The sequence below is a fragment of the Thiomicrorhabdus hydrogeniphila genome, from assembly GCF_054656895.1.
The window spans coordinates 2,148,955-2,162,541 of sequence record NZ_BAAHXL010000001.1; the positions used below are offsets into that span (position 1 = coordinate 2,148,955).

A 13,587-nucleotide genomic window follows, 5' to 3' on the forward strand; every position below is an offset into this window, starting at 1 on the left:
CTCAGCCTTACATTGGGGTTTTTGCTTTAGTTTGATGTGTATGGAACACAACAAGTGAGCAAGTCGCATTAATATTACCGCTCGTTAAGTCAAAGTTTGCATTTACTTCATAACTTGTATCTTTTAATTTAAGAGCACAATCGTGAACTAAATATAAAGGAGAGATATTTTGACTGATGCTTTCAAAAACACGAACCAAATCTTCTTCATGTTGCAGTGACATCTTTAATTTTACATCGCTATAAAAGAACATACCGTTTGGAATTTTAATCTTGCTAAATTGACCTGAACTCAATGGTTTTTCAGGAGAAAAAGTAAAACTCAAATCTGGAATAATATATTCATCTTTTAGCTTAATAAGAGAGTCAGTCCAAAAAACACGATCCTGTTGTTTGACTAAACCTTTTTTAACAAGTTCTTGATATTTATCACCATATTCTTGATACAACCGAACTTGTTGCTGTAAGAATTTTACCTGACTTCTTAATGAGTTTAATTTTTGGACCTTAGGTCTTTCTTGAGCAGAAAGTTCTTTTTGCAGTTCACCATAACCATACCAAGCTAAACCAAGAAGAACAGAAAGAATTATTAGTATAATGACCAACTTTTTAAAGAATCGTTGGACAAGTGGATCCCTTATTAGATTACTTAGGTTCAACATCTTTCACTCTCAACGTTACAGTAAATGGTAAGGCTTCAACATTATCTGTTTTAGCATTTATTGTTAATGTTTGACTCAATTGACGGTTTAAAGGTTCTTTTTGAAGTTGAACCATTTCAACACCCTTAATAGTTTTTAATTCGCTTACGAAGGCATCTACCCACATTACAGGGTCATGATAAGTCTCATAAAATGGAAATACCCATGCCTTAATAACAATTTCATTGCGACGACTATCAAAACGATCTAATGTTTTCCAATCAATTGATGATAACTGAATATTTTTATTATTTGAAAACACTTGAGTAAGAGCATTAACATCAAAACTAATTAAACGATTAACTTTAAGCTTTAGAATCGCTTCAGAAAATTCAACTGAAGCTTTAATCTGCTGTGCATCATCTTGTAATTTAACGACTTCTTGAAGTCGTTTTTTCTCAGCTTCATGCTCTTCAATTTTAAGTTCTAACATCGCTTGTTTTTGTAAGCTGACAATGGTGTCTATTCCAGTAATAAGCACGTAGTAAAGACCAGATAAAAACAAAACAATATTTAAAGCAATTAATACTTTTTGTCCAGTAACAAAGCCGTTGATTTTATCGACATAAGCATTGCTATAAAAACCCTTAGGTTTATCACTGAACACAAAATCCACAATAGATTCTTTTGAATAACAAGGCTTACCTGATTGTTTACAGTTAATGCCTTCTGGTGTTATTTCTCTAAAGTTTGCCGTTCCTACAAAATATTCGCCTTCTTCCCAAGTTCCACGAATTAAGCCTTCTTCCTGACATTTAGCTAAAATGCCATCAAGCATCTCTTGATCACCATCTAGAAATACATAGCTAATAGGACTGTTAAAAGGGACTATTTTTTGGTTGTAAACATAAGTGATAGCAAGCTTAGTTTCATCAATTAAGGCTTGGCGAATTTGGTTAATATCTTCAGAATTTTTATCAATTTCAACCAATCGGCTTAAACGCAGTTCTCCATTAAAGAAAAAGGTTTGTCTGAATACATTATCAGATTGATGCGTAACTAATAAAAAGGGTTTATTTAAATCATTTCGTTTAAGTTTTAAATATCCACGAACTTTTTTACGAAAATACTCTTCTAATAGAAAGGCCTTAGAATGAATGCCCTTTAAAATAACCTGCGCTTCTTCAAGACTTTGTAAAAAACTACTTAAATTAAAAGAGTCTGTTACTGTTGAAGCAAGAATTAATTCTTCCTTTCGCCCGTCTGCACTAGTTTGAACGTTACCAGTCCATTTTACTTCTGATAAAGCAATATTATCTTGATGTAATCTTTGCTTGCGACGCTCTGCAATACCTGATTTTTCCCATGGATGTACTTTAGGAGCCCATTCAAAGTATAAATCTTCTTCAATCAAATCAAGAATAACATCTGCTTCCGCTTTTTCCGGCATTGTTGAAAGATATGCATCGATTAAGGCGACATCATTCCATTCAAATGTTTCAGAAGACTTAGTAGACATTTCTGAAGAGTTATAAGCAGTTAACCCACTATCTGTAATATAAAAAACATATCTCATTCTTATTGCACCTGTGAAATCGTGTCATAAATAGGCCCAAGAACGGCAATCATTACCCAACCTACAATAAACCCCATTACCACAGTTAAAATTGGTTCAATGGTCGGTTCAATTTTATCAATAAGCTCTTTTGCTTCTCGATCATAAAAATAACTAACATTCCTTAGTGAAGTATCCATTCCACCACTGAGCTCTCCAACCTTAATCATTCTGACCGCCATTGGAGGAAATACCGAAGCTTCTTCAAAGGATTCATAAATAGCTCGTCCATCAGTAATCATTTTTGTTGCATGCAAAATATTACCTTCTAAATATTTATTACCAGCAATCACACTGGCCATTTGGAGACTATCAGGAAAACTAACACCTGCGCCGTACATTACGGCTAATGAGTTGGCTATACGAGCGAGTTTGAGTTTATATAGAACCGGACCAATAATCCATAAGTGCAAAGTCATTTCATCCGTCTTAACTTTAAACTCGGGAGATTGTTTACGCCAAAATTTTAATCCCAAAACAATCAGGATAGGAATAATGAAAATTTCTAATATGTAGTTCTGAATAAAGCCTGAGGTAAATATTAAAGACTTTGTTGCAAAACCAAGTTCACCACCCATTGATGTAATAAAACCTAGCAATTCAGGGACAACAAATACCATCATTAAAATAACAACACCAATAACAACAGTGGCAACAATGGCTGGGTAAATCATTACTTTTTTAGCTTTTGAAACGAGCTCATCTTCCCATTTGAGCATATTTGCTAAATCTAAAAGAATGTCTTCTAATTGTCCGGTTTTTTCACCTACGGAAACCAAAGAGATATAAACTTCGCCAAAGTCGTTTTCAAACTTCTTAAGTGCTTCGGAAAAGGTTGTTCCACCTTCCATTGATTCATACACATTAGCCAGCATTTCTTTAACAGCATCACTTTCAAAATTATCTTTTAAATCATCGATAATTTCTAAAAGAGGAACCCCTGCTCTTAATAACTGCTCAAGTTGAAACGTAACCCCAATTACATCTTTACGTGTAATTTTAGGTTTGCCTAAAAGTGAAAATGAACTTGATTGTTTTTTATAGGTCAATAAATCTATATGCGATTTAATAAGTTTTTGTTCAAGCTCTTGTCCATTAGCGGCAGGCATTACACCTGTAACACGTTTACCGTACTTATTGATACCTGTGTAATTATAGTTTTCCATCTATGACCATTACCTACAATAATTCAGTTAAGTTAACAACACGACTAATTTCTTCTAGTGTTGTTTCACCTTTTCTAACCCAACGTATACCGCTTTGAGCCATTGTTGAGAAGCCATTTTCTATGGCTTTATCCAATAACGCGTGTTGAGATGCGCCTTCTAAAAGTAGTTCATCCATTTCTGAGGTAAATCGTAAAGTCTCAAGAACGGCTAATCGTCCTTTATATCCGACTCCATTACACTTATCGCAGCCTTTGGCTTTGTATAATTGAAAATTATCTTTCTCAGAGATTGATAATAATTGTTTCTCAAACTCTTCGGGAATATAAGGTTCTTTGCAATGCTTACATAATTTTCGTGCTAAACGTTGGGCAACAATACCAATAATATTTCCTGACATAATTGAACGAGAAACACCAATATCCAATAGTCTCGGAATAGCCCCTATTGCAGAGTTAGTATGTAAAGTGGCAAACACTTGGTGTCCAGTCATCGCTGCTCGGATAGACATTTCCGCCGTTTCGGCATCACGAACCTCACCAATAAGAATAATATCTGGATCCTGTCTTAATAGCGCTTTAATACCCGCAGCAAAACCCATACCGATTTCTTCGTTAACAGGGGTTTGCCTGATTAATGACATTGGATACTCTACAGGATCTTCCAAAGTCATGATATTTACACCAATATCATTTAGTTCATTAAGTATCGAATACAAGGTTGTCGTTTTACCTGAACCTGTTGGACCAGTAACAAGTAAAATACCCGTTGGACGTCCCATCATGATTTTAAGCTCATCATAGGAGTCTTTATCTAGTCCTAATGCATCTAAAGGCACAATACCTTTTTCTCTGTCTAATATACGTAAAACAAAGTTTTCACCGTGAGTCCCTGGTAGTGATGAAACACGAAAATCAATTCTTCGACCATGAACAATCAAGGTCATACGCCCGTCTTGTGGAATCCTCTGTTCAGTTAAATCCAACTCAGACATAACTTTTAAACGAACAACCAAACCAGACCAAAACATTTTATGTAAAAGACGAATCTCTTGTAACACACCATCTATACGATAACGGATGCGGATATAATCTTCTTCAGGTTCAAAGTGAATATCTGATGCATTACGTTTAACTGCATCAGTAAGCAGGTTATCCACCAAACGAACCATAGGCTGAGAATATTCGTTATTAGCAGAGATAGACGTTAAATCGGCTTGACCCGTTTCTAATTCTTTAAGAATCCCTTCAATCGAGAGTTCGTAGCCATAATAGTTATCAATGGCATTTTGGATTTCGGCTTCAACAACAAGTACTGGTTGTACTTGTATATTAGGGTTTTGAAGATGACGTCTTAACTTGTCTAAAACAAGAATGTCACCAGGATTAGACATAGCCACTTTAAGGACGTTGTCCTTAATACTTATTGGCATTAATTGATAGTTATGTGCAAAAGTCTCGGAAATAAGTGAAAGTGAAATTGGATCAGGAACGACTTCCTTAAGACTCATTGATGCATAGCCAACAAATGAACCTACAGCTTCACGTACAACTTCAACTTTAACAAAACCAAGCGAAACAAGAATTTCACCTAACTTGTGTCCGTTTCGTTTGTGCTCTGTTAAAGCAATAGAGAGTTGATCAGGGGTAATATACCCTTCGTTAACTAACCTTTCACCAAGGCGCATAGGAGCCTGCATCTAGTGGCCTTTAACTATAAACTGACGAATAGAAATCAATCTATTTTTTACTTGGGTTTGATTAAAGCTTACTTTTTTATTACCAGCAAATCCTAATGCTTGTGTATAGTATTTGTCAGCAAGTTTATATTTACCAAGATGATCAAAACTAATGGCTAAATTAACCATATAATCAGGATTTTCTGGATCTGCTACAAGTGCATTAAAATAATTTTCTTGCGCTTTTAGCCAATCATTCTGTTTAGCATAAATATTACCTTGGGCATATTGCAATACGGCCGAACGTGGAAATTTTCTAACCATATTTTCTAGTTCATTAGACCATGTTTTGTTTAATTGAACTCTTCCTGATAAATTAGCAATCGCTTCATAAGCATGTATGTTATTAGGTTCAGTATCTAAAACTCGCTGATAAAAACTTATCGCTTGACGATACTCCTCTTCGGCAACTGAAGCTCCACCCATTCCTAACATTGCATTAATATTTTTTGGATCTTTCTGTAAAATTTTAGTAAATAAAGATTTAGCCTCAATATAATCACCAGAACTATATGCCGAGTACGCTTTAGCAATATCTGATTTGGTAGAGCTAGTAACAATCACACCTTTATATGGATCTAAATTTGCGTTATTTCTCGAATTGTTAAAAACGGTTTTAGAGGTTTTCTTAGTTGAATGGTAAGTGTTTATTTTTTTAGTTGTTTTAATTTTGTTAACAGCATCATGAGATGAGTTTACTTTCGTTGCTTTATTAAGATTGCTTTGTCCTACTTTATTATCACCATTTGAATTTACAGGTTTAACTGTATCGGTATTTTGAGATGCAATAAGATCTTCATCATTATTTACCGATGTAGTTGCATTCTTATCTACAGACTCTTTGACTGAATTACCAAGAGAGTCTACTTTGCTCGATACTAAATTAAATGTATCGTCAGTTGTAGAATTTTCTGCAAGCTGTTGATTAGGTTTATTATCCGTTTTGTTTGGTAGAGCCATTTTAGTGAGATTATATTTTCTCATACTAAACTCTAGTTCTTCATTTTGCTCCTGATAATAAAGCAATCCATAAAAACCTATTCCAATAAATAGCAACACAACAACTAAACTCAGGATAACTCTAGTAGAAGTGGTATATTTATTCGGTTGCTTCGGCGGAGTATTCTCTCCACTAACTAAAATAGGATTCGTTACATAAGCAGTGTCGTTAGGAACAACATTTTTAGGGTCATCTGCTGTATAGCCTGGTAACTTATCAAGGCTCCAAGCAAAATCTTCATCATTAGAAACAGGCTTTTCTGAAGAAGATAATTTTTCTTCATTTACATCGTTATACTGACTGTCTACTTCATTAATTGGATTGACATTTGAACCATCTAAACCTAAATTTTGGACTTCCGACGTAGAATCTTTTTCATCCAAAGAATCCATTAATGAAACTAACTCATGGTTTTCATCATCTTTAATTTCTTCACTTGCAAGTTTAAGTGTAAAAGCATTGGTTTCTGTTTGCGAATCAAGCAAACTATTATCATCTAAAGCGGAAGTTTCACTTTCTTCATTAACTGGTTCATTAATTTTTAAATCAAATAATGGTAATTCAGTTTCTTGTGATTCAGTTTCTTCTGGTATTGATATATCTTCAGGCTCTGCATCTTGATGAGCAGAAGATGTCTCCTGCTCATCTAGTGTAGTTTCTTGTACTGCAGCAACTGAATCTAAAGCATCTATAGACCCTGAGCTACTATTAGCAGCTTTTTTTTCTTCAGCTGCTTTTTTTAACGCATCAAGCAATACACTCACAATTAATTCACTTCTTTATCATTACTTGTCTTAAGAAAACGACTTACAGACTGTAAATCTCCGTTATCAATATCTGGATTTTTAATAATTACAGGACGAATAAAGATTACTAATTCACTTTTATTGGTTGAATCATCTCTCTGTGAGAAAAGATCACCAAGAAGCGGAGCATCACTTAACCAAGGGATTCCTGTTTTATTATTCGCATTATCATCTTCTATCAACCCACCAATAATAGCTGTTTGTCTATCTTTTAACCTTAGAACAGATGACATTTCCTTTTCTTGAATAATAGGTATATTGCTAACTACATCAGCAGATGCCAGATCTGGGTTTGGATCAGCCACTTCACCAATTTTTCTAGAAATGGTAGGACGAACATTTAAGGTTACGTCTCCATTTTCGCTAACAAATGGTGTAATGCTCATTGTAAACCCAACAGGAACTGTATGAATTTCAGTTTCATAAGTGGTTAGGGAGGATGCACTGGTAGTTGTAGTGGCCGTAACATTAACGTCAACAGTGAAATAAACAAGATTATTAACAACTTTTAATAGAGCTGTCTGGTTATTAATAGCCATTATCTTTGGACTAGAAAGCACCTTAGAGTTACCAAATGTTTTAAGAAATGCTAATTGATCGAGTATATTGCTTGGACCTGTACTTCCTATTGCTGTAAAAGCGCCATCGGAAGTAAACGTTAAACCACCAAATTTAGACCAATCTATGCCCGCCTGATAATCATCATTTAAAACAACTTCAACAACAGTCGCTTCAATCAAAACCTGCCTTTGGGCGCGTTCAGTCACTTCATCAATATAATGTTTAATTGCTTTATGCTGTTTTCGCGTTGTATATACTGAAATAACACCTGCTTCAGCATTAACAACTGTATTTTGAGAAACGCTTGAAAGTGCAGGACCAGGTTTGTTATTCCCTTGACCCTGACCATTTCCTTGAGGAACAATTACTTTATTTTCATTAGGGTCCAACTGAGCAAGCAATTCTATATTTTTTGCTAAATTACCCCAAAAGTCATGCTCAGAGGTTGTAGAAACCTTAGTGGAACTTGATCTATCACCGCTACTTGTTGAGCCTTCAGAACCACTTGATACGGTCATTTTCATATCAATAGTTTCTTCACTTTTTTTCTTAATATTGACGTAGTCAATCTTATAATTACGCCATTCTGGTAGATCAGGTTTTATTTTTAATGTATTTCCATCAATTTCAAACATAAACCCAACTTGATCAGAAATCCTATCCAAAATTGTTTCAAGAGGCTGATTAATGGCATTTATAGTCACATTACCAGAGATTCCAGAATAAAGATCAATTTCTTTATTCGCATCTTTGGCAAGTTTGAACAATAAATCTGCAACAGGTACGTTGACGGCTGAAATTGAATAATTATCACTGATAGATGAAGAACCAAGTAAAGGAGGTAACTTTGGGACACTGCTATTTGTTAATGATGGAATATCTGCACTGTCTGAAACTACATTTTCAACTTTTGGTTTAGTTTGTAAGTGCCCACTTGGCGTAAATATCTCGGATACAGGAGGAGCAAGGAGATCTCTTTTAACGCTACTATCCTGACAGCCACTTAAACTAACAATAATAGACAATCCTACAAAGGTTGGTACTAGGGTTATTACTTTATTATTCATTAACAATTCCAATATCTTCTAATTTTCTATCAGTATAATTTACATTTTGCTTTAGCTGTTCTATACGTTCAATATAGGGACTAGACGAACGTATCTTATACGGCAAACTTTCAATAATATTATTTAGAACTGAAAATCTAGAAGAAGTTAAGTAAAAAACCTTTAATCTAAATTTATCAATCGTTTCATTATAATCAATGAGAATGTGGAAAGTCCCATCTTCAAAACCTTGCTCGTGATAAAACTTAAGTGTTGATTCAATACTTCTTATATGTCTAGTCGAAAGTTGAATAACATAATTATCACTTATTGTTTCTAACCATTTCTTACCTTCATTATGATATCTGAGAATTTCCATTAATTGTGCAGGATTTCCCACAATAGCATTAGGATTTTTTATATTCTGATTAATTTCAGTGGAAGTTGTTGAATTTGGGGCGCTTTTTTCTTCTAAGGGTGGCTCTGTCAACAGAACTTCATTCACAATCTCTTGTTTAGATTCAACAATATTAGTATGGTTATCCGCTGAATCCTTCAAAACTTTAGTCGTTTTTAAGGACTTACCTTCATCTTTTGCTACGTTGATTTTAGATGTATCGTCATTAATTTTACTTGTTTGTTGAATTTTATTGCCTGAATAAACTCCATTCTCTTTTAACTCAGACTTTAAATTTTGAGATATAGGTTTATCTGAACTTCTATCGTAAAGATAAAATATAGACAACAATACAATTAATAAAACGACACTTAACAATAAAGTAGGAACAAACCAATTGTTTGTTTTCTTTTGACTTAGATCATCAAGCTCAGGTAAGTACTTAAGGTGTTTTGATTTTGCAACCTTGTCCCCTGAGCCAAAGACAGACATAAGTACTTTGTCAGCTACTATATTAATGTTTCTTGGGAGACCACTGGTTAATTTCTGAATTTTATTTGATATAGATAAACTAAAAACATCAACGCCTGAATATCCGGCTTTATGCATTCTATAATTCAAATAAGCTTGAACATCTGAAGCTTTAAGTGGAGGGACATATATATTGTAACTAATACGGCTTTTAAGCTGTCGTATATCATCATGCTCAATAGCCTTATCTAATTCTGGTTGTCCAAAAAGCACCATTTGAAGTAACTTATCATCTCCAGTTTCAATATTACTTAATAGTCTTAATTCCTCTAAGGCATCAAAAGTCATAGTTTGCGCTTCATCCACAAGCATAACGACTTTTTTATTTTGGCTATACAAACTTAGCAAAGCATTTTTTAAAGCATTCGTAAGTGTAAATTTTTGAGAATCAGAAGGTAAATCCAAGCCTAATTCAGAACATATGTATAGCAATATATCTTTAGAAGAAAGGTTTGGTGAATTAATATAAATTACTTCGAAATAGTCTGGAAGGCTATCAGCGAGTAACCGTAACAACATTGTTTTACCACTTCCTACCTCTCCAGTAACTTTAATAATACCATCACCACGAGAAATGGTATAAATAAGAGCTTCAAGTATCTCTTGGCGAGAGCCATGCTTGTAAAACATATCCAAATCAGGAGTTGTTTTAAAAGGTAAAGAATTTAAACCAAAATATTTACGATACATTAAGAGTTACCAACAGAAAAATACATTGTACAAAAAAATTATACGTTATTTTAACTATATCACCTATTTTAGGCAAAAAAAAACCCGCTATATCTAGGATATAACGGGTTTTTAGAATATAAGCTTGGCAATGACCTACTCTCACATGGGACCTCCCACACTACCATCGGCGCTAAGACGTTTCACTTCTGAGTTCGGAAAGGGATCAGGTGGTTCCATCTTGCTATTGTCACCAAACAATTTGGTGTTACGGGCTGATTGGTATCAACCTCGTAAAATTCTTTGGAATAGATCGTCTATTCATAAGACTGATTTCTCAGCCTTACTTTAATTTGGTTTCATATATATTCTTGAATACTCAAGGTATACCATAACTACTTTAAACTCTTAGTTACGTTCTCTTCTTCACTTTTACAAAAGTTACTTTTGAGTTGTATAGTTAAGCCTCACGGGTAATTAGTACAAGTTAGCTTCATACATTACTGCACTTCCACACCTTGCCTATCAACGTCATAGTCTTTAACGGCCCTTCAGAAGACTTATAGTCTAGGGAAATCTAATCTTGGGACAGGTTTCCCGCTTAGATGCTTTCAGCGGTTATCCTTTCCGAACGTAGCTACCGGGCAATGCTATTGGCATAACAACCCGAACACCAGCGGTTCGTCCACTCCGGTCCTCTCGTACTAGGAGCAGCCTCCCTCAAATTTCCAACGCCCACGGCAGATAGGGACCGAACTGTCTCACGACGTTCTAAACCCAGCTCGCGTACCACTTTAAATGGCGAACAGCCATACCCTTGGGACCGACTTCAGCCCCAGGATGTGATGAGCCGACATCGAGGTGCCAAACACCGCCGTCGATATGAACTCTTGGGCGGTATCAGCCTGTTATCCCCGGAGTACCTTTTATCCGTTGAGCGATGGCCCTTCCACACAGAACCACCGGATCACTAGAACCTGCTTTCGCACCTGCTCGACGTGTCAGTCTCGCAGTCAAGCACCCTTTTACTCTTGCGCTCATTGCACGATGTCCGACCGTGCTGAGGGTACCTTCGCGCTCCTCCGTTACTCTTTAGGAGGAGACCGCCCCAGTCAAACTACCCACCATACACTGTCCCTGACCAGGATTCACTGGCCTAGGTTAGAACCTCAATAATATCAGGGTGGTATTTCAAGATTGGCTCCACTCTAACTGGCGTTAAAGTTTCAAAGCCTCCCACCTATCCTACACAGATAGTATCAAAGTCCAGTGCAAAGCTGTAGTAAAGGTTCACGGGGTCTTTCCGTCTAGCCGCGGGTACGCAGCATCTTAACTGCGATTTCAATTTCGCTGAGTCTCGGGTGGAGACAGTGTGGCCATCATTACGCCATTCGTGCAGGTCGGAACTTACCCGACAAGGAATTTCGCTACCTTAGGACCGTTATAGTTACGGCCGCCGTTTACCGGGGCTTCGATCAAGAGCTTCGCCTAAGCTAACCCCATCAATTAACCTTCCGGCACCGGGCAGGCGTCACACCGTATACGTCATCTTTCGATTTTGCACAGTGCTATGTTTTTAGTAAACAGTTGCAGCCACCATTTTATTGCAACCCTCTAGAGCTTACGGAGCAAGTCCTTAACCTAAGAGGGCGTACCTTCTCCCGAAGTTACGGTACCATTTTGCCTAGTTCCTTCACCCGAGTTCTCTCAAGCGCCTTAGAATTCTCATCCTGACCACCTGTGTTGGTTTGGGGTACGATTCTTTATTACCTGAAGCTTAGAAGCTTTTCTTGGAAGCATGGCATCAATCACTTCGTCCAAAAGAGGACTCGTCATCACATCTCAGCATTAAAAGTCCGGATTTACCTAAACTCTCTGCCTACTTGCTTAAACTTGGACAACCATCGCCAAGCTGATCTAGCCTACTCCGTCCCTCCATCGCAGTAATAAAAAGTGCAGGAATATTAACCTGCTTCCCATCGACTACGCCTCTCGGCCTCGTCTTAGGGGTCGACTAACCCTACGTCGATTAACGTTGCGTAGGAAACCTTGGTCTTTCGGCGAGGGAGCTTTTCACTCCCTTTATCGCTACTCATGTCAGCATTCGCACTCGTGATACCTCCAGGACACTTTACAATGCCCCTTCGCAGGCTTACACGACGCTCCTCTACCATGCCTTACGGCATCCGCATCTTCGGTATATTACTTAGCCCCGTTAAATCTTCGGCGCAGGCCGACTCGATCAGTGAGCTATTACGCTTTCTTTAAAGGGTGGCTGCTTCTAAGCCAACCTCCTGACTGTCTGAGCCTTCCCACATCCTTTCCCACTTAGTAATATTTAGGGACCTTAGATGGCGGTCTGGGTTGTTTCCCTCTTGACTACGGACGTTAGCACCCGCAGTCTGTCTCCCATGATTGCACTTGTTGGTATTCGGAGTTTGCAATGGGCTGCTAATCCTTGACGGACCGCTAGACCATAACAGTGCTCTACCCCCAACAGTGATACATGAGGCACTACCTAAATAGTTTTCGAGGAGAACCAGCTATCTCCGGGCTTGATTAGCCTTTCACTCCGATCCACAGCTCATCCCCGCATTTTTCAACATACGTGGGTTCGGTCCTCCAGTACCTGTTACGGCACCTTCAACCTGGCCATGGATAGATCGCCCGGTTTCGGGTCTACACCATGCAACTATTCGCCCATTTAAGACTCGGTTTCCCTACGACTCCCCTATTCGGTTAATCTCGCTACATAATGTAAGTCGCTGACCCATTATACAAAAGGTACGCAGTCACAGAACAAGTCTGCTCCTACTGCTTGTACGTACACGGTTTCAGGTTCTATTTCACTCCCCTTCAGGGGTTCTTTTCGCCTTTCCCTCACGGTACTGGTTCACTATCGGTCAGAAGAGAGTATTTAGCCTTGGAGGGTGGTCCCCCCATGTTCAAACAGGATTTCTCGTGTCCCGTCCTACTCGATTTCACTGATAAAAGAATTTCGCATACAGGACTATCACCTTGTATCGTTGGACTTTCCAGACCATTCTACTATTCTTATACCAGCTTAAGGGCTGGTCCCCGTTCGCTCGCCGCTACTTAGGGAATCTCGGTTGATTTCTTTTCCTCCGGGTACTTAGATGTTTCAGTTCCCCGGGTTAGCCTCCTGCAAGCAGGATATCCATAAATGGATGGGTTTTCCCATTCGGAAATCCAGGGATCAAAGTATGTTTACTGACTCCCCCTGGCTTATCGCAAGTTACTACGTCCTTCATCGCCTTCTTCTGCCTAGGCATCCACCGTGTACGCTTAGTCACTTAACTATACAACTCAAAAATAACCTTATGCCTTTTGTTCACTCCACTTGCTCTGGTAGCTATACCATTTAATGAGCAAGTTTCTGTGTATAAGGTCTGATGAG

Annotated in this window: 7 protein-coding genes and 2 rRNA genes; all 9 read right to left on the reverse strand. The window is 37.5% G+C overall.

Going from position 1 to position 13,587, the window contains the following annotated elements; genetic code table 11:
• Positions 1-7: 7 nt before the first annotated feature.
• The gene (locus ACYQ0E_RS09720; RefSeq protein WP_460188033.1) at positions 8-661 is read right to left on the reverse strand and encodes a hypothetical protein; all 654 of its coding nucleotides are present in this window, start codon (positions 659-661) and stop codon (positions 8-10) included.
• Positions 645-2,216 (reverse strand): hypothetical protein, encoded by a 1,572-nt coding sequence (locus ACYQ0E_RS09725; protein WP_460188034.1) that lies wholly within the window; start codon positions 2,214-2,216, stop codon positions 645-647. The genes ACYQ0E_RS09720 and ACYQ0E_RS09725 overlap by 17 nt, the downstream gene beginning before the upstream one ends.
• 2 nt (positions 2,217-2,218) lie before the next feature.
• Complete coding sequence (locus ACYQ0E_RS09730) at positions 2,219-3,421, reverse strand: type II secretion system F family protein (protein WP_460188035.1); 1,203 nt, start codon at positions 3,419-3,421, stop codon at positions 2,219-2,221.
• 13 nt (positions 3,422-3,434) lie between these two features.
• A complete protein-coding gene (locus ACYQ0E_RS09735) occupies positions 3,435-5,120 on the reverse strand; it encodes a GspE/PulE family protein (RefSeq protein ID WP_460188036.1) in 1,686 nt (561 codons plus the stop codon).
• On the reverse strand, positions 5,121-6,923 hold the full coding sequence (locus tag ACYQ0E_RS09740) for a tetratricopeptide repeat protein (protein WP_460188037.1): 1,803 nt from the start codon (positions 6,921-6,923) through the stop codon (positions 5,121-5,123).
• A gap of 2 nt (positions 6,924-6,925) precedes the next feature.
• Positions 6,926-8,593 carry a type II secretion system protein GspD gene (locus ACYQ0E_RS09745; protein ID WP_460188038.1) on the reverse strand — a complete coding sequence of 556 codons (1,668 nt, stop codon included), beginning with the start codon at positions 8,591-8,593 and terminating at the stop codon, positions 6,926-6,928.
• Positions 8,586-10,190, reverse strand: coding sequence for an ExeA family protein (locus tag ACYQ0E_RS09750; protein WP_460188039.1), 1,605 nt, complete (start codon positions 10,188-10,190; stop codon positions 8,586-8,588). Before ACYQ0E_RS09750 ends, ACYQ0E_RS09745 begins: the two co-directional genes overlap by 8 nt.
• A 122-nt stretch (positions 10,191-10,312) precedes the next feature.
• A 5S ribosomal RNA gene (gene rrf, locus ACYQ0E_RS09755) occupies positions 10,313-10,427 on the reverse strand.
• Positions 10,428-10,625: 198 nt separating this feature from the next.
• Positions 10,626-13,489, reverse strand: a 23S ribosomal RNA gene (locus tag ACYQ0E_RS09760).
• Positions 13,490-13,587: the final 98 nt, after the last annotated feature.